The organism is Shewanella inventionis (assembly GCF_014641855.1).
In the GTDB taxonomy this organism is placed as follows: domain Bacteria; phylum Pseudomonadota; class Gammaproteobacteria; order Enterobacterales; family Shewanellaceae; genus Shewanella; species Shewanella inventionis.
Window position 1 is genome coordinate 1 of the sequence record NZ_BMII01000034.1, and the last position, 18,689, is coordinate 18,689.

Consider the following 18,689-nt stretch of genomic DNA (forward strand, 5'->3'; position numbering starts at 1 on the left):
TCACCGTGATAGTGCGAGTTAAGGTTTCGCCTTCTTTGAGTGACTGCACGTCGATGTGGCTGTTGTTTAGCGTGTAGCTCCAGTTACCGCTCTCATCAATCGAGAAGGTGCCGTAGTTGCCATCGGCGACATTGGTTTGTACCTGGAACAGGGCTTCGCCAGCATCAGGATCGTTGATCTGTAATGAGCCTGAAACGACTTCAACAGTTGAAGGATCTGTATCCGAAGCGCCGTCTTCTGTCACGATACCCGCATCATTTATTGGAGAGATTGTCGCAGGATCTTGTTCTGGTGTTACTGTGATAGTTAAAGTCGCTGTTGCGCCGGTATTGGTCGTATAAGTGATAACAGGTACTTGACCATTCCAATTTGTATTAGGCGTGAAAGAGTACGTGCCATCTGTACTTAGAAGCAACACACCTTGAGACAGAGTTACACTGGTGCCTGCTTGATAGGTGTTGTTGTCGCCATCAATGACAAAGCTTTGAACGGTTAAAATTGAATCAATATCGGAATCATTTGTTAACACATTGCCCGTAGCAACACTATCTTCTTGGATAGTTATCGTGTCGTTTACCGCAATAGTTGGATCACTTTGGGGTGTCACTGTAATAGTCAGTGTGGCGTTTGCCCCAGTGTTGGTGGTGTAAGTGATCGTAGGAAGTATGCCGTTCCAATCTGGCGCAGGAGTAAAGCTGTAACTACCATCAGTATTTATGACTAAAATGCCATTTTCAACAACTACAGACTCACCAGCACTGTAAACCGTTGCGTCACTGCCAACAGTAAAGCTGACCACACTTAAATCAGAATCTGGATCACTATCGTTTAATAAAACATTACCTGTAGCAACAACATCTTCTTCAACAATATTGGTGTCATCTAAGGTAACTGTCGGATCATCAACCGGCGTGATTTCAATCGTTAACGTTGCTGTAGCACCCGTGTTGGTGGTGTAGGTAATGACGGGTACGCTACCGTTCCAGTTTTCGTTTGGTGTGAAGGTGTAAGAGCCGTCTTCGTTGATGACAAGCACGCCGCCTTCTAGGGTGACTTCAGTGCCCGCATCATGGCTTTGGCCGTCAACTTCAAAGCTGACAACGCTTAAATCAGAATCAGGATCGCTGTCATTATCGAGTACGTTACCTGTCGCTGGCGTATCTTCCGCCACGCTAACAACGTCATTGACTGCGACGGTCGGATCATCAACAGGCGTGATCTCAATCGTTAACGTTGCTGTAGCACCCGTGTTGGTGGTGTAGGTAATGACGGGTACGCTGCCGTTCCAGTTTTCGTTTGGTGTGAAGGTGTAAGAGCCGTCTTCGTTGATGACAAGTACGCCGCCTTCTAGGGTGACTTCAGTGCCCGCAGCGTAGGTTTCACCATTCACTTCAAAGCTGACAACGCTTAAATCAGAATCCACATCGCTGTCATTATCTAATACGTTGCCTGTCGCTGGCGTATCTTCCGCCACGCTAACAACGTCATTGACTGCGACGGTCGGATCATCAACCGGCGTGATCTCAATCGTTAACGTTGCTGTAGCACCCGTGTTAGTGGTGTAGGTGATAACGGGTACGCTGCCGTTCCAGTTTTCGTTTGGTGTGAAGATGTAAGAGCCGTCTTCGTTGATGACAAGCACGCCGCCTTCTAAGGTCACTTCAGTGTCCGCAGCGTAGGTTTCACCGTTCACTTCAAAGCTGACAACGCTTAAATCAGAATCAGGATCGCTGTCATTATCGAGTACGTTACCTGTCGCTGGCGTATCTTCCGCCACGCTAACAACGTCATTGACTGCGACGGTCGGATCATCAACCGGCGTGATCTCAATCGTTAACGTTGCTGTAGCACCCGTGTTAGTGGTGTAGGTTATGACAGGTACGCTGCCGTTCCAGTTTTCGTTTGGTGTGAAGATGTAAGAGCCGTCTTCGTTGATGACAAGCACGCCGCCTTCTAAGGTCACTTCAGTGTCCGCAGCGTAGGTTTCACCGTTCACTTCAAAGCTGACAACGCTTAAATCAGAATCAGGATCGCTGTCATTATCGAGTACGTTACCTGTCGCTGGCGTATCTTCCGCCACGCTAACAACGTCATTGACTGCGACGGTCGGATCATCAACAGGCGTGATCTCAATCGTTAACGTTGCTGTAGCACCCGTGTTAGTGGTGTAGGTTATGACAGGTACGCTGCCGTTCCAGTTTTCGTTTGGTGTGAAGGTGTAAGAGCCGTCTTCATTGATAACAAGTACGCCGCCTTCTAAGGTCACTTCAGTGCCCGCAGCGTAGGTTTCACCGTTCACTTCAAAGCTGACAACGCTTAAATCAGAATCAGGATCGCTGTCATTATCGAGTACGTTACCAGTCGCTGGCGTATCTTCCGCCACGCTAACAACGTCATTGACTGCGACGGTCGGATCATCAACAGGTGTGATCTCAATCGTTAACGTTGCTGTAGCACCCGTGTTGGTGGTGTAGGTAATGACGGGTACGCTGCCGTTCCAGTTTTCGTTTGGTGTGAAGGTGTAAGAGCCGTCTTCGTTGATGACAAGCACGCCGCCTTCTAGGGTGACTTCAGTGCCCGCAGCGTAGGTTTCACCATTCACTTCAAAGCTGACAACGCTTAAATCAGAATCCACATCGCTGTCGTTATCTAATACGTTACCAGTGGCTACGGTATCTTCAGCAACGGTATTGCTGTCGTTAACTAATACTGACGCATCATCAACGGGTGTCACTTCAATGGTTAATGTGGCAGTAACACCTGTGTTAGTGGTGTAGGTAATGACGGGTACGCTGCCGTTCCAGTTTTCATTTGGTGTGAAGGTGTAAGAGCCGTCTTCGTTGATAACAAGCACGCCGCCTTCTAGGGTGACTTCAGTGCCCGCAGCGTAGGTTTCACCATTCACTTCAAAGCTGACAACGCTTAAATCAGAATCCACATCGTTGTCGTTATCTAATACGTTACCAGTGGCTACGGTATCTTCAGCAACGGTATTGCTGTCGTTAACTAATACTGACGCATCATCAACGGGTGTCACTTCAATGGTTAATGTGGCAGTAACACCTGTGTTAGTGGTGTAGGTGATGACAGGTACGCTGCCATTCCAGTTTTCATTTGGTGTGAAGGTATAAGAGCCGTCTTCGTTGATGACAAGTACGCCGCCTTCTAGGGTCACTTCAGTGCCCGCAGCGTAGGTTTCACCGTTAATTTCAAAGCTGACAACGCTTAATGCTGAATCGGCATCCGTATCATTACTTAACACATTACCAGCAGCGATTTGGTCTTCACCGACGATGATTGCATCGTTTATTAGTACTGATGGGGAATCGTTTTCGCTGATACTTTCTTCTTGAGAAACAGCTGTTGGGGTCGCTGCTTCTCCTGTTGTGTCATAGCCATTATCTGCAAGTGTTTCAGAACCATCACGAGAAACTGCCACATAACCAGAATCACCATCATTGGCTGTTGGGGTGCCAGCGGCGGTTTCAGGTAGTTCTTCTGTAGGGTCTTCTCCAGATGCAATTAATTCTTGAAGGGCTTCAATTTCATCTAGGGTAGCCTGATCGGCAACTTGATCAATTGCATCAGCATTATCAAGGGTTTCGTCACTATTAAAAATGGTGCCATCATCAAACGTGATAACGAAACTAACGTCATCATTACTGGTTACTTGCGCTCCAGCGGGCACTTCTTGACCCGGTTGTAGTTGAACCGTTTCATTATTGATGGTTACGGTGATTGTACTTTCTGAGGCAGAAAGTATCCCTTTTTGTGACGTTATGATAGATCCCATTTGAAGCTCCCAACAGCTTTGTTGTATCAAGAAAGTAATACGTTAGTATGTGCGATTTAGGCTAACTAATTATTAATATTTAGATTAAATAAAATTTAACCATAGTATAACAATTATACCATTCGATAGACAAACAGTCAATTTTTTGACGTTGCTATGGTTTTTAATAAGTAACTGAAAATATTTATTAAATGATAATGATGATGTAGTAGGTAGTGATGAAAACAAGTCAGGTTTTATCAACAATTATTAGGTATGTATATCGGCAATAATTTATCATACTGAATAAAAAAACCGCATTAAATGCGGTTTTTTATTAAGGGAAAAGTAAATTTAATACTAACGTATTATATTTTGATTGCAGCATTCCGATAACTTTGTGCGGCTGAAGTATTCTCACCTAATTGATCTTGAACCTGAGCCAAAGCTAACCATGATTGATGTGACGGTGCGATGCGACAAACGTTTTGCCAGTGCTCTTTTGCTTGTTTCGCATTACGTTGCTGCATGGCCAATTTGGCTAAACACGTTTGGTAATTGACATCATTTGCATGCGTGGTTTCCAAACGATCAATTAACTGACGAATGTCAATATCATCAGCGTTGATAAGATCTGGTAACGCGGAAAATAACACAGGTGTAGGAGCTGTTTTTAAGCGCTTGTAGAGTATTTTTAAGGCTTTATCGTGAAGTTTTAATATGTTTAAACCATGAGCATAAGCAATGACAAGTTCATCTTGTTTACGTTCATCCTTGCTTAACCATTGCCAACATTTTTCTAATTCGGCTTCAGATGTCTTAGCAGCGTCCATTAACAAGGTTGTGTTAGTTTTTGTTGATAATGATTCGAGTTCATCCTCTTCTAACACTTTGCGTTTAGCAATAATTGGCAAAATCAATTTCAAAGCTGACCAGTCTTGTTGCTGTTGATAAAGGTCCACAGCAAGCTTTAATACCGGTGTGCTGCTTTTACTTGTAGGGCTAAGCTTGTCAACAATTGCTCTCGCTTTTGCTAATTCACCTTGTTTAATAAAATAACGTGCACGAGATGTATCTACTGCGATTTTAGCAATAGGATTTTTTTCAGCTTGTGTTAAGTAGTGATCGCGTGCGGTGGTTTTACCTTGATAATGTGCCGCGCGAGCAGCGGCAAATAAATTTAACAAAGGAATTTCACCTTGCTTAGCACCCTTGGCCATTGCTATTTCTGCAGCAGGCCAGTCTTCTTCTGCTATAGCCAAGGCGCCAGCAAGTGTGTATTTTTTAGCTGCTTTTTTACGCCATTTTTCAGGTAGATAGCGACTGCTTAAAATGATATTAAGGAGTAACACTAGTAACCACTCAGCAAGTTGCAGCATAAAATAAAAGACAATTAAACCGACAATAGCAGCAACTAAACTTGTTTCAATTTGATACTCACCAATTGCAATATATACATAGCCACTTTGGCCGATAATAAGCGGGCTAATGCATAATCCAATTAAAATGAGCAACACATACACGAGTGTTTTTATCATTGTGTAAGTTCCTCCGCCGGCATTATTTCACCGTAGGTAACCAACTGTTGAAGCAAAGGCGAAACTTGGAACTTGTTAAGCGTTATTTTTTCAACTTTGACTTTTGCAAGCTTGTCTAATGCTTCAATAGTCTCTAGGGTGTTTTTGTCTGTTAAATCAAAATACTGCTGTAACCATTTATCGGCCAGTGCAATTGACTGCTGGTAGTTGGTTTGATCAAACCGGTATAAAGACAGTTGAGCTTGAAGTAGCTTATTACGAATGTTTTCGACTAAATACCATTGTTGCTCAGGCGATAATAGCGGTTCTAAATCTGTGGTACGTTTACGCACAGTGATAAATCCATCGGTTAACTCACGCCAGGTTTGGGCAAGGTTTTGTTGCCAGTCGTCTATTGAGCCTGTTATGGGTTCAGATTTTGACTGACCAGCAAAGTTTTCATTAATATGGTTCAGTGGCAGTGATGTTAAGCCATCAATCACACTATCTAATTCGAAAATGGTGTTGGTGATGTCTGTGGTCTTTAATGATTTTACGCTGTTTATGTCAGCTGCTAATGCTTTACGTACAGGAGTTAATGCAGGATCTTGCATTGCACTGATACGTTCATCTGCCGATTGTAATAGCCCCATGGCAGTTTGAGGATCATTTTCTAGCCACAGTTTTCTGCCCGCCATGCGCACTAGGTATTCTGCTTCTGATGCCATCCAATGATTAGGACTGCGTTGAGCAATAACATTGACACGCTCTTGCAATACTTTATTTGCTTGTTGAAGCTCAGCAAGCTTTGCATAAGCCTTGGTGTCATTAAGCTGTTGCTGCTCTAACGTTGAAATGCGTTTATTACTGGTCAGCGCGACTTGTTGTACTTCATATTTTAACGATTGATTTTGCTTGGTTTGTTCTGTAATGCTTTGCCCAAGTTTAGCTTGGCCACTGTCTTGTTTACCTAATTGTAAGTAAAGCCAATAACAGCCCAATGCAGCAATAATGGCAATGGCTAAACTTAATAGTACCCCAAGCCTAATCCACCAAGAACTGGCTTTTGTTATGTGTTGTTCTTTTTGCGTATTTCTATTTTGAACTGGCTGTTTTTTGTTGTCACTTGACGATGCTTTGTTGGTATTGGCATTTTTTGCCGTTGTAGGCTTCTCAACAGTAGTTTGTGATGGAGAAATGGTTTTCTCCTCCTTGTTTTCTGGCGAGTTTGGATCTTTTTTATTGTTTTCCATGAACAGTCCTTGAAAGCAAAAATACAACCAATAAAAGCAATATTAATCAGTACGTGTCGATACCATATAACATTATCATAACAAATTTATGCCCAAGCTCGTAAGTGTAGCTTGAGTATTTGCTCCATTTGCATTGGTAATATGGCTTAATCCCATTGCTTTGGCTTGTATTTCGACGCGATTACTGGGGACTATGATATGACATGAACGTAGCCATGCAAATGATTCTTTTGAAACAAGGCCGACTAAATTGGATAATATTTCGCCGCTGGTGACAACAATGGTGTCAATACCAAAGGATTGCCATTGCTCGCATATGGTGCTTCTATTAAGCGTGGGAGTAACACGTTGATAAACTTGCCAGTAACTCACTGCAGCGCCGCGGGCGATTAATTGCTCGGCAAGAGTCTCTCTACCGCCAACTCCACGGACAATAATAAAGGTTTGTTTTTGAACATTTTGTAGCTGAGGTAATGATAATAAGCCTTCACTGTCTTGGTTTGTTTCAGGGGCGGTTATGGCGTTGATATTCAGTGCTGCTAGGCTATCGGCTGTGGCTTGTCCAACAGCAAAGTACCGACAATGATGTGGAAATCTGTTTTGGAGTTGCTGGGCTGCAAACTCAACGGCATTTGTGCTAATAAATAATAAATTGTCTGCGTTATTTAGGTGTGATTGATCAAGATATTCATTTGTTGCTACCACCTCCAGCAGCGGGGTAACAAGATAAGCAACACCACTGCGAGTGAGTTGCTCCTCCATTGCTTGATTGCGCCCTTGTGGGCGCGTTAGCAAGACTTTCATTCTCTAATGTCTTATTGATTTGAGTTAGTTGGCATAAACAGCATCTAAAATCGTTTTGGCACCTCGGCTTAATAAGTCATCGGCTAAAGCTTGGCCTAAGCTTACTGCATCTGTTTTAAGGCCTGATACAGTGCCATGAATTATCTGGCTGCCATCAGGGTTGCCCACTAAACCACGTAAAGTTAACGTATCGCCATCTATTTCTGCAAATGCCCCAATAGGAACCTGACAGCCGCCTTCTAATCGGGTGTTCATGGCTCGTTCAGCCAGAACTCTGTAACGTGTTTCTAAGTGTTCAAGTGGTGCTAGTAATGCTTTTACACGCTCATCATCTGTGCGGCATTCAATCCCAACCGCACCTTGCCCATTGGCAGGTAATGACTCTTCGGCAGAAATAAAGCTGGCAATACGCTCATTGAGTTTTAAGCGAATTAGCCCTGCAGCTGCAAGAATAATGGCATCATAGTCTCCACTGTCTAACTTTGCTAACCGAGTGCCAACATTGCCACGCAAGTCTTTAATGATTAAATCTGGGCGGGCAGCGCGTATTTGACATTGACGACGTAAGCTTGAGGTGCCGACCACTGCACCTTTAGGTAATTCGCTGATGTTTTTGTAGTTGTTTGACACAAATGCATCACGAGGATCTTCACGTTCGCAAATAACTTGTAATCCTAAACCTTCAGGAAAATCGACCGGAACATCTTTCATGGAATGTACTGCAATGTCAGCACGATTTTCTAGCATGGCGACTTCAAGTTCTTTTACAAATAAACCTTTACCGCCCACTTTAGCTAATGGCGTATCAAGAATAACATCGCCTTTGGTGCTCATTGGAAGTAGTTCAACCCGTAATCCAGGATGAATACGTTCAAGTTCAGCTTGAACAAATTCTGCTTGCCACATAGCCAGTGGACTTTTACGTGTTGCAATACGAATTACATTTTCAGACATAGTAGTAGATCCAAGTCAGATAGCCTTAGTTAAGCTAATGCTATCATTGCCTAAGCTTTGATGTAACAAATCGATGCTAATTGTTTGAAGTCAGTAGTGCTTATTGTTCTTGTTTATCTATTTTTAGTGTGAGTTAAATGGTCATACAATGTTACGATGATCACACTTTTGATATAATTGTGATGTTCAACCAGACTCTATTGATGATAAATTCAAATGTTGCAAATCAGAGTCGTTACCTCATTTACCTAAGCAAAAAGATATAAGGAAGTAAGCTTTGGCAATCGTCACAGCGTGTAATCAACAGGAATTAGCTCAGCAGCTTAATAGTATTCGAATAGCGCGGGTACTTAGTGTTTTGCCGCCAATGCAACAGCAATTGTTACACCTTATTCCGTTAATGTTGCAAGTTAACCATGCTGACCTACCCGGTGCCCTCAATGAGAAAACGCCCTGTGGTATAGATTTTTTTTCGTTAACCGATGAGGCTATTCAGGCATGCAATGCCATGTCATTGGGAGTTCCTGTTGAGGTTCAAGCATCTTCGACTGCCTTTGAAGGCGTTTACGCCATGGGGAGTTCTGCCAGTTTTGGCCAAAACCCACAAAGTGATATTGATGTGTGGCTTGTATATAAAAATGAGTTAACACGCAAAGATTTAGAGTTAATCAGTTATAAAAACAAATTACTGACAGAATGGTTTGCCGGTTTTGATTTTGAGGTAAATTTTTACCTTGTTCATCCAATGCAGTTTCGTGAGCCAAGTGTTTTGGCGCACATACAATCATTAGGTGTTGAGCACAGTGGCAGTAGTCAGCATTGGCTATTACTCGAAGAGTTTTATCGCTCACATATTCGTTTAGCCGGCAAAACAGTTGCATGGTGGCCAAGTGCTAACCAGGATATCACTAGGCAATACCCGCATCTATTGTATTTAGGTGATGTGACCTCATTACCCGCAGCTGAATACTTTGGTGCATCTTTGTGGCAGTTATACAAAGGGCTCAATAAGCCTCATAAAGCATTATTAAAAGTATTATTGCTTGAGACGTATGCGTTTGAATACCCTGATACCACACTCATTACGCAACAAATTTGGCAGATGTGTGAGCAGCAAAATTTTAGTTGTGATAATGATGCATACTTACTGCTTTATTACAGAATTGAACGTTATTTGTTAGCTCAAAATGATAACAGCCGCTTAGAAATTGTCAGGCGTTGTTTTTATTTAAAGTCTGGAGTGATGCTGTCGCAGTGGTCATTGCAAAATGAGCTTGATTGGCGTGGTAATAAAATGCAGCAGTTAGTCGACCAATGGAATTGGAGCCCAGAGTTAATTGCGACATTAGATAACAGCATTTATTGGCATTCTGGCCAGCTAAAATGGTTTAATCAGCAATTAAGCGAATTACTTCTAACCAGTTATAAAAATCTACTGCAATTTGCCTCTACGCAAGCATTAAGTGACCGTATGCGTGTCGAGGAACTTGGTTTGCTTGCTCGAAAGTTACATACTTATTTTAGTGACGATGACCATATTTTACAGCCGCTTAATCGATTGTGGAGCTTGTCTACTCAAGAAGCTCAATTAACTGTGCGCTATTGTAATGTGGCTAGTCGGTTTTATCTGTACCGCCAGAAACAACCTGAAGGTGCACAGGTTGAAACACAAACGAGTGAGTTAGCTGGCGTTAATACGACTCAGGTGATCCACGAGGCCGATAATGTATGCAGTCTTGTGGCTTGGGCGGTAATGAATGGGCTTGCAACGGCAGATACTAAGTGGTCACAGGTGGGTAGAGGCTCTCGCCGCGCAGATAAACTTGGGTACTTGAGCCGCAAATTAATCCCTGTTCTCCATAATGTGCCAGTGGTGTTAAAGCGGCATTTATCTGAGCCGTGGTTTTATCAAAAAATTGTTTTTGTGGTGAACGTTGATGATGACCCAACGGTAAATTGGCAGGGGCAAGAGTTAATGTTTGATTATATTGACTTAAATGTGCTGTCATTTGGGCGTGATAAAACAAACCTATTATCTTCAATTGCGGTGGTGTGTTTAAACAGTTGGGGAGAGTGGCAAAGCCATCGTTTTAGCGGCGATACCGCATTATTAGAGGCTATTTCGTTTATCATTCTTGGTTTAAAGCGCTCAGACGAAAAACTGGATTTATCAATCATCAGTTGTTCTGCAAAATTAAAGCAGCCGATATTCAACCAGCTTAAAGCTCTTTTATTGCGCTGTTATGGTTTGATGAAAAAAGTGAACCAAACAAATACGTTAATGCATCAAATTACTGTCGGGGAATATCGATATGGAATGTATTTCAATTCTTTAGGGATGATGTACCGTAAAATTGATACCACAGTGAAAAAAGATCTGGTTGAAAACTTGGTTTTGGCAAGACCGGAGCTAATTGATGACCCCTATGCCAGTGTTCCCTCTGTAATTCAGCAGTTTGTTGCAACAGGAGCCAAACAGTATTTTTTACGTGAGCGTAATGACATTCTGGATGTGTTTATCGTTGATGAAAATAATCAGCTAACTCAACAACAATACCAAGATGTCAGCATGAAAGATTTTGTTGGCAAAGAAAGCCATTTATATGTTTTTAACCAGCGACAACAGCGCTTACCTGTATTTAACATGCCACAGTTTTTTCAGCTCTCAAGAATAGAAGGCGAATTACAAGTCATACCGTTTGGGTTATCTGATGATGAGATGGGAACCGCATTTTAGCTAAAATTAATTAGGTGTTGGTAAAAACAAATGGGCTCAGTCATTTTACTGAGCCCATTAGTGATTTTATGGGGTGATGTCTAGCTCTATACCACTTTGCTTTTTGATCGAATCAATAACAAATGGCATAAATTCTAGGCTGTTACGGGTATCTAACCATTTGCCGTCAGTGTAATTAAAGTGAAAACCGCCAAACTTAGTTGCAATCCAAATTTCATGAAGGGGCTCTTGTTTGTTAATCACAATTTGAGAACCGTCTTCAAACGATAATTGCAACACGTTGCCGCTCGCATCAATGTCGACATCAGCATCTTGGTCATCAATTGCTCGTTCAACCGCATTGTCAATCTCGCTAAACATTTCATCTGCTAATTGGTGAAACTCTGTATCTGTCATAGCCATGCATTTCTATCCTTTGCTTTCTGCGTTATGAATGCGATTATAAGACCATTATTCACTAGATGCACAGATGTTGAGAAAAATGAGACTGCTTTTATTTATTATGCTTGTTAGCCTATTCGTAACCGCATGTGGGCAAAAAGGGGTGTTATATAAATCGCCAGAGCCTGTGGGCAATAAAGTTGCCTCTACAAAAGTAAGCAAAAATGCGTCTGATAACGCCGAAGCAACTACACAACAACCCTCAATATCACAACAAAAATAGTATTTATAAGGACCTGTATTTTGGATTACTTTTCTTATCGAGATGATGCATTGTTTGCAGAAGACTGCGATGTCGCGCAACTGGCAAAGAAGCATGGCACCCCATTGTATATATACTCACGTGCAACACTAGAGCGTCATTGGCATGCATTTAATAATGCGGTTGCAGATCATCCACATCTTATTTGTTACGCAGTAAAGGCCAATTCAAATTTGGCTGTACTCAACGTACTTGCTCGATTAGGCAGTGGTTTTGATATTGTTTCAGGTGGTGAGCTTTCTCGTGTGTTACAAGCTGGCGGCGATCCTAAAAAAGTGGTGTTTTCTGGTGTAGGAAAAACGGTTACCGAGATGGAGCAAGCCCTGCTGCTTGGCATTTACTGCTTTAACGTTGAGTCTAGCGCTGAGCTTGAACAGCTCAATACTGTAGCTGGTCGTTTAGGCAAAGTCGCTCCTGTGTCACTGCGGATAAATCCTGATGTTGATGCAGGTACCCACCCTTATATTTCAACAGGCCTAAAAGAAAATAAGTTTGGCATTGCGATGGATGAGGCCGACACCGTTTTTGCGCGTGCAGCAGCACTTCCACATTTGCATGTTAAAGGTGTAGATTGTCATATTGGTTCACAACTAACCGAAATTAAGCCGTTTTTAGATGCCATGGATCGTATGTTGGCGTTAATCGACCGCTTAGCTAATCAGGGCATAGTGATTGAACACTTTGACGTAGGTGGTGGTTTGGGTGTGACTTATAATGGCGAAACGCCTCCGCATCCAGATGCTTATGCTGCAGCCTTACTCGAGCGTTTAGATGGGCGTCCATTGAAACTTATTTTTGAGCCAGGACGTGCTATTGCTGCCAATGCGGGTATTTTTGTTACCCAAGTATTGTATTTAAAAGAAAACAGCGACAAACGTTTTGCGATTGTTGATGGCGCGATGAATGATCTTATTCGCCCATCACTTTATAGTGCCTGGCAAAATATTATTCCGGTACAACAAACAGACGCAGACCAATTTGCTTATGATATTGTAGGACCTGTGTGTGAAACGGGTGACTTTTTAGGTAAAGACAGGCAATTAGCGGTAAACGCGGGTGATTTATTGGCTGTGCGTTCAAGCGGCGCTTATGGATTTGCCATGTCGTCTAATTATAATTCACGCCCACGAGTGGCCGAAATTATGGTTGATGGTAACCAAGATGTGGTTGTACGTCAGCGTGAAACACTAGAGCAACTTTGGCAAGGTGAACACCTGCTGCCGTAAAAATTGTCGTTGGTATAACGTTTAATAAGGAAACTTTCGTGATCCATTTTACCAAAATGCATGGGCTGGGTAATGACTTTATGGTCGTTGATGGCGTAACACAAAATGTGTTTTTTTCGCCTGAACAAATTCGACGTCTTGCCGATCGAAATTTTGGGATTGGGTTTGATCAATTGTTATTGGTTGAACCCCCTTATGATCCGGATCTCGATTTTCATTACCGTATTTTTAATGCCGACGGCAGCGAAGTCGAGCAGTGTGGCAATGGCGCGCGCTGCTTTGCTCGATTTGTAAGAAATAAAGGCTTAACCCAAAAAAACAAAATTCGCGTGAGCACCAGTTCGGGCAAAATTACGTTACGTATTGAACGAGACGGCCATATTACGGTCAATATGGGCGTGCCAGTTACCGAACCCAGCCAGATCCCGTTTAAAGCGAAAAAAAGCGAAAAGACGTATTTATTGCAAACACCAACACAAACTTATTTATGCGGTGCAATTTCGATGGGCAATCCCCATTGTGTAATTGAAGTTGATGACGTTGAGTCGGTGGACGTTGACGACATTGGCAGCAGTTTGACCCGTCATGAGCGTTTTCCTAAAGGGGTTAACGTGGGCTTTATGCAAATTGTGAGTCCTAGCCATATTAAATTGCGTGTTTATGAGCGCGGTGCGGCAGAGACTTTAGCTTGCGGTACTGGTGCATGTGCCGCTGCCGCCGTAGGCCAATTACAAGATAAACTCGATAAGCAGGTTAGGGTTGATTTACCCGGTGGTAGCCTAGTGATTAATTGGGAGGGTGAAGGCAAGCCGCTGTGGATGACGGGCCCTGCTGAACACGTATATGATGGACATATTCAACTATGAGTGAAATTAACTCAGAAGCTGCCGCCGCGAAAGATAACATCAACATGGATGTGAACACGGTGAGCAGTGCCAATGCAAAAGACATTAATGCGATTGGTCATGATTTAGGGGTAGAAATGCGCACAAACATGCAAGAGCTTGGGTTTGACGAACTCCTAATTCGTGAGTATTTATTAGATAATCCTGATTTTTTTAACCGTTACCCTGAGTTATTAGTTGCTATGCGGTTACCGCATGCTGAACGCGGTGCTGTATCGTTAGTTGAACGGCGTCAAGAGTTGCTTCGTCAACGCGTCAGCGAGTTAGAAGAAGAAATCACTTCGTTGATGAAAATAGCGTCGTACAATGAAAGAATATTCAATTTTAACAACGATTTATCATTTAAATTGTTGGCATGTAAAGATTTAGGTGAGCTCAGACAGCTATTGTCTGAAGGGTTAAAAGGTGAATTTGGTTTTAGCCATGTGAGGCTGATTACGGTACACGATATTGACAGCGAATTAGCCAATATTTGGCGTCATCGCTTACAAGGTGGTTACTATTTTGGCCGCTTAACTCAGTCTGAATCATTGCGCTTATTTGGTAGTGAAGTTGGTTCTGTTGCCTTAACTAAGCTATCTGATGAGAATGGCCAAGTGATTTTTGCCATTGCTAGCAAAGAGCCCACTCACTTTCATCCAGACATGGACTCACTGTTATTTAGTCAATTACGTCATTTATTAGATCATATATTGCCGCAATTGTAACCTTGGAGCCGCCAAATGACGCAAGCTGACTGGCAAACCATTTTTAGCCAATATCTGACTTCAGAGCGCCAGTTGTCGGCATACACAGTGCGTAACTATTTGTTTGAATTACGGCGTGTTGAGGGGCTGTTAGGCGACAACATTAATTTAGTCGCTGCAACAAGAGAGCAGTTGCAGTCTGTGATTGCGGGCTTACACCGTAAAGGTTTAAGCCCTCGCTCTTTGTCCTTGTGTTTATCCGCGATTAAGCAGTTTTTTGATTTTTTACTTCACGAAGGTGTGGTTACGATAAATCCTGCTCATACCTTAAGTGCACCTAAGCAAAATAAACCCTTGCCTAAAAATATGGATGTTGACGCGGTGAGCCATTTATTGGCCATTGAGGGAGACGATCCTCTTTGCCTGCGAGATAAAGCCATGATGGAATTATTTTATTCCAGTGGTCTTCGTTTGGCAGAATTAGCCGGTTTAGATTGTGCTGATATCCGCTTTGATCAATCGGAAGTGAAAGTATTAGGTAAAGGCAGCAAGCAGCGTATTGTGCCCGTTGGCAAGCTTGCTTTAATGGCAATTAAAGCCTGGCTTAGGTGCCGCGATCAATTACCCTGCGCAGATGCCGGTGATGCGTTATTTGTGAGTACACAAGGCAAACGTTTGTCACATCGAAGTATTCAAGCGCGCATGGCTAAGTGGGGCCAAGAGCAGGCGATGTCAATAAAAGTTCATCCCCATAAGTTGCGTCATTCGTTTGCAACCCATATGCTTGAATCCAGCCAAGATTTACGTGCAGTGCAAGAGTTGCTGGGGCATGCTAACTTGTCGACCACGCAAATTTATACCAGTTTAGACTTTCAACATCTTGCAAAAGTATACGATGGAGCGCATCCAAGAGCGAAAAAAGATAAGGGAAAATAATGACATATCAAGAATCAGCTTCTATTACCCAATATCAACGCCTACAGCCATTTAAAGCCATTAGTTTCGATTTAGATGACACGCTTTACAATAATCGGCCTTATGTCGTACATGCCAGTGAGCAATTATTTGATTTAATTAATCGTCATTATCCAGCGACCACAGCATGGAGCAATGAGCAGTGGCAACAGCTTAAACGAGCTCTTTTTATTCAAAGGCCAGAGCTTGCCCATGACACGAGTGCAGCGCGTTATGCCATGTTACATCAGGGATTGCTGCACTTTGGTTATTCAGAATTACAAGCAAGCCAAGGTGCACAAATGGGCATGGATTGTTTCCATCATCATCGTAGTGACTTTACCGTTGCATCGGAGGTGATGGCTGTATTGCAACAATTGGGGCAGAAGTATCCGTTAATTGGGATCACCAATGGTAATGTTGATTCTACGCGCATAGGTTTAAGTGAGGTCATGCAATTTGTGCTGCATCCTGGCAATGGCGTTAAAATGAAACCTTATGGTGACATGTTTACTTTGGCCTGCAAACAGCTTGATATTATGCCATCGGAGTTACTGCATATTGGCGATCATCCGTCGTCTGACGTTGCCGGTGCTAAAATGGCGGGGTGTCAAAGTGTGTGGCTTAATCCTTGTATGCAGCAACGATATAAACAAGCACAAACCGTGTTACCGCATGTTGAAATAGGCCAGATAAATTTATTGCTTAGATTGCTTTAATTTTAGGTTGATACCCGCTTTGATACTCATTTGTTCTACTTGTTCTCGGCTAGCATGCATATCGGCATCCCCTACACGAAAATAAGTACCACTATAGGGATCGGTGCCAACGTAGATGGGACGGAGTTTTATATCAACACTTGGCACATGTATGCGGATAAGCTTTTTAGACATGATTTCGATAATTTGCACATCTGTTGGCGCTAATATGTTATGACTGATTTTTTTAGGATCATTTAAAATCGCCCAGATCTCACTTAGCATTGGCATGGGGTTAACAATGCCTTCGATAGTAAACTCTCCTTGCTGTTCTTTTACACCTAATATAATTTCGCCGCCTAAAGTGTTCGCAAAGGCGCTATAGCTTTCCCACATGCCTTCGGGCAGCTTGCCGTTGCCATCACGTCCTCCTGCCAATTTAAATTCGACTTGAGCCGACTCTTGTAAATTAGCGATATCGTCTAATGCAAATGTAGGGTAGTGATGTGGCGACATGAGGATTTCCTGTAGCGATGCATGTAGATAAGATCACTTTAAGAAATTTTACTAAAAAAAGGAAGTAAGCGCCTAGACTTACTTCATCAAATACACCGTGGGGGGATGAGTATAACGTGTACGTTTGAGTGCCTGGTGAGCCTATAATGCTAATGTTTTTGGAAACAGCAGGGTGTTTTCTACTTCAATGTGTTTTTGTAAATCGGCATCGAATTGGGCTAGGGTACGATAGCATGTTAGCCACGTATTACAGACTCCAGCAGGTGGAGTATAGTTATTGGTTAGGCTTCTGATGGTGTGCAACATTTCGTCTGCGTTGTCATGTTCGTGTAGCATCATATTAATGGGATTGCTGATATGACCAAAACAGCCCTGAGTAGGTTCGCCTAGGCTGAGTGATTTAATCGCTGGAAATAGAATGCGTTCTTCTTTCATTAGGTGTGGCATAAGCTCGGCAATGAGCTCGTTAACAGCATGAGCTAATGGTTTTATTTCTGCATGATCTTCACCATGGGCTCTAACCATTTTTTCGGTATATTCTGCCAATAAGGGTGCGGTATCGCGGATATACTGATGATGAGTTGCTTCAATATGGTCAATTAAATCAACTAATGATAACTGGTCTAATGAAGGTGCGGCTTGTTGAGTTAACATGAGTGTCCCAAAGATGCATATAATTTACATGTATTTTATATGCATCTTTTATAGCGCTCAAATTATTCCCTAAAAGATGTTAGCTGGGTCACATATTGATGTGATAAATGGCCTAAAGCGAGCAGGTTTCACCTGGTTTAAGCTTTGCCTCCAATACGAGATTACTCACCTGCTGTTGTTCTAACATGCCACCAATACGCAGTAGTGTATTTTGCCAACACAGTAGCCCACGATGATCCATACTTGGTTTTGCAAGTGTTTGTGGGGTTAGCCATTGCTTACTAACTAGGTCGAAGCGGTATTCATGCTTACTTGGCTGGCTTGGTTGGCCGTTATAGCCAATCCCTGAATAATTATAGGGATTGTCGCTGCCCCCTAAGAAAACAATTTGCCCGCCTGTTGGGGCCATAATTCCTGTTGCGGCCATACGATAATGCGCGGTTGCCGTGTTTGACTGACTTGCAGATTGCTCCTCGGGTAGATTGGCAATTGAATAATGCGGCAATAATTGCCAATCAATGCGTAAGTGATTGCTAGGGTTAATCTCTCCCAATAAACATACTGGTGAGGCTTTATAGCTTCTGCGTGCATTAATGTTTGGCTGCACTTTGACCCCATCACACAGCACTAGCTGATTACCCACTATGCCAACAGCCTGGCCAAAGACTGCGGGTGCAGGGATAGGGCTGGCTTGCGCCCAAGTGTCGGTTTGGGTGTCATACACTTGGACTAAATTAACATTGCCGTCATTATGCCAACCGCCAAATAAATAGATATAACGTTGCTGAAATGTGGCTGCTGTGGTGTCATCTACCGGTACTGGCATGTCGGCAATTCGCTGATAACTGCCGGTGTTAATTGAATATCGGTAATTGTCTATTGTGCTGATCTCATCATGATTTTCGGCTACCGTGTATCCTCCAAAAATGTAAGCGTGTTGTTTTATGCCTACGGCAGTGGACGCTAAACGCCCTGCTAATGGCGCAACATGCGGGACCGAATTGATGGATTGCCATTTGTTGTTTGGCTTGTCGAGCAACAACGCCCAGGCTTGATTGTGCACATCTTGATAGTGTTTGCCTTTTCCTAATCCCATAAAGCTCAGTAGATACGTTTGCTTGTTGGTATGCACCATGGCGACGGCATTGTTACTCAACTCCTGTGGCAGAGGGGCTAATTGAACGGCAAAGGCGGGTAGCGTGACCCCTAGGAAGGCGCCAACAAAGACATTCACCAAGCTGGAGCGCTTAACGATTGATTGAACGCGAGGTGCACTAGGCTTGGTTGAGCACTGCATGGTTAAGTCCTGT

Annotated in this window: 16 protein-coding genes; 7 read left to right on the plus strand and 9 right to left on the minus strand. The window is 43.0% G+C overall.

Features of this window, described 5'->3' with window-relative positions; all coding sequences use genetic code 11:
• From IEW93_RS17470 to hemC, 5 genes are all read right to left on the minus strand, one after another.
• A partial coding sequence (locus tag IEW93_RS17470) for a retention module-containing protein (RefSeq protein WP_188740539.1) occupies positions 1-3,793 on the minus strand: 3,793 nt, incomplete at its 3' end.
• A 347-nt stretch (positions 3,794-4,140) separates the two neighbouring features.
• On the minus strand, positions 4,141-5,310 hold the full coding sequence (locus IEW93_RS17475; protein ID WP_188740540.1) for a heme biosynthesis HemY N-terminal domain-containing protein: 1,170 nt from the start codon (positions 5,308-5,310) through the stop codon (positions 4,141-4,143).
• Complete coding sequence (locus tag IEW93_RS17480) at positions 5,307-6,542, minus strand: uroporphyrinogen-III C-methyltransferase (protein WP_188740541.1); 1,236 nt, start codon at positions 6,540-6,542, stop codon at positions 5,307-5,309. The genes IEW93_RS17475 and IEW93_RS17480 overlap by 4 nt, the downstream gene beginning before the upstream one ends.
• A gap of 75 nt (positions 6,543-6,617) precedes the next feature.
• A complete protein-coding gene (locus IEW93_RS17485; protein WP_188740542.1) occupies positions 6,618-7,346 on the minus strand; it encodes a uroporphyrinogen-III synthase in 729 nt (242 codons plus the stop codon).
• Positions 7,347-7,370: 24 nt separating this feature from the next.
• On the minus strand, positions 7,371-8,300 hold the full coding sequence (hemC, locus tag IEW93_RS17490) for a hydroxymethylbilane synthase (RefSeq protein WP_188740543.1): 930 nt from the start codon (positions 8,298-8,300) through the stop codon (positions 7,371-7,373).
• 277 nt (positions 8,301-8,577) lie between these two features.
• On the opposite strand from hemC, the gene IEW93_RS17495 reads away from it, so the two are divergent.
• On the plus strand, positions 8,578-11,037 hold the full coding sequence (locus IEW93_RS17495; protein WP_223418801.1) for a class I adenylate cyclase: 2,460 nt from the start codon (positions 8,578-8,580) through the stop codon (positions 11,035-11,037).
• Positions 11,038-11,103: 66 nt separating this feature from the next.
• Here IEW93_RS17495 and cyaY read toward each other — a convergent pair whose 3' ends face one another.
• Entirely contained in the window at positions 11,104-11,439 is a 336-nt protein-coding gene (gene cyaY, locus IEW93_RS17500; RefSeq protein WP_188740544.1) for an iron donor protein CyaY, read from the minus strand.
• Between the two features lie 100 nt (positions 11,440-11,539).
• Between cyaY and IEW93_RS22070 the strand changes: the two genes are divergently transcribed.
• From IEW93_RS22070 to IEW93_RS17525, 6 genes are all read left to right on the plus strand, one after another.
• Positions 11,540-11,701, plus strand: a complete 162-nt coding sequence (locus IEW93_RS22070; protein WP_229706711.1) for a hypothetical protein — start codon at positions 11,540-11,542, stop codon at positions 11,699-11,701.
• Positions 11,702-11,721: 20 nt separating this feature from the next.
• The gene (gene lysA, locus IEW93_RS17505; RefSeq protein WP_188740545.1) at positions 11,722-12,966 is read left to right on the plus strand and encodes a diaminopimelate decarboxylase; all 1,245 of its coding nucleotides are present in this window, start codon (positions 11,722-11,724) and stop codon (positions 12,964-12,966) included.
• A 38-nt stretch (positions 12,967-13,004) separates the two neighbouring features.
• Complete coding sequence (dapF, locus tag IEW93_RS17510) at positions 13,005-13,832, plus strand: diaminopimelate epimerase (protein WP_188740546.1); 828 nt, start codon at positions 13,005-13,007, stop codon at positions 13,830-13,832.
• A 116-nt stretch (positions 13,833-13,948) separates the two neighbouring features.
• Positions 13,949-14,578, plus strand: a complete 630-nt coding sequence (locus tag IEW93_RS17515; protein WP_223420131.1) for a DUF484 family protein — start codon at positions 13,949-13,951, stop codon at positions 14,576-14,578.
• A 15-nt stretch (positions 14,579-14,593) separates the two neighbouring features.
• Positions 14,594-15,493 (plus strand): tyrosine recombinase XerC, encoded by a 900-nt coding sequence (gene xerC / locus IEW93_RS17520; RefSeq protein ID WP_188740548.1) that lies wholly within the window; start codon positions 14,594-14,596, stop codon positions 15,491-15,493.
• Positions 15,493-16,230: an HAD-IA family hydrolase gene (locus IEW93_RS17525; protein ID WP_188740549.1), complete on the plus strand. Its 738-nt coding sequence runs from the start codon at positions 15,493-15,495 to the stop codon at positions 16,228-16,230. Before xerC ends, IEW93_RS17525 begins: the two co-directional genes overlap by 1 nt.
• On the opposite strand, the gene IEW93_RS17530 is transcribed toward IEW93_RS17525, so the two are convergent.
• The 3 genes from IEW93_RS17530 to IEW93_RS17540 form a co-directional block, all read right to left on the minus strand.
• Positions 16,210-16,725 carry an AlbA family DNA-binding domain-containing protein gene (locus IEW93_RS17530; RefSeq protein WP_188740550.1) on the minus strand — a complete coding sequence of 172 codons (516 nt, stop codon included), beginning with the start codon at positions 16,723-16,725 and terminating at the stop codon, positions 16,210-16,212. The two genes, IEW93_RS17525 and IEW93_RS17530, sit on opposite strands and share 21 nt — an antisense overlap.
• A gap of 141 nt (positions 16,726-16,866) precedes the next feature.
• Positions 16,867-17,379 (minus strand): hemerythrin domain-containing protein, encoded by a 513-nt coding sequence (locus IEW93_RS17535; protein ID WP_188740551.1) that lies wholly within the window; start codon positions 17,377-17,379, stop codon positions 16,867-16,869.
• A 112-nt stretch (positions 17,380-17,491) separates the two neighbouring features.
• Entirely contained in the window at positions 17,492-18,676 is a 1,185-nt protein-coding gene (locus IEW93_RS17540; RefSeq protein WP_188740552.1) for a Kelch repeat-containing protein, read from the minus strand.
• Positions 18,677-18,689: the final 13 nt, after the last annotated feature.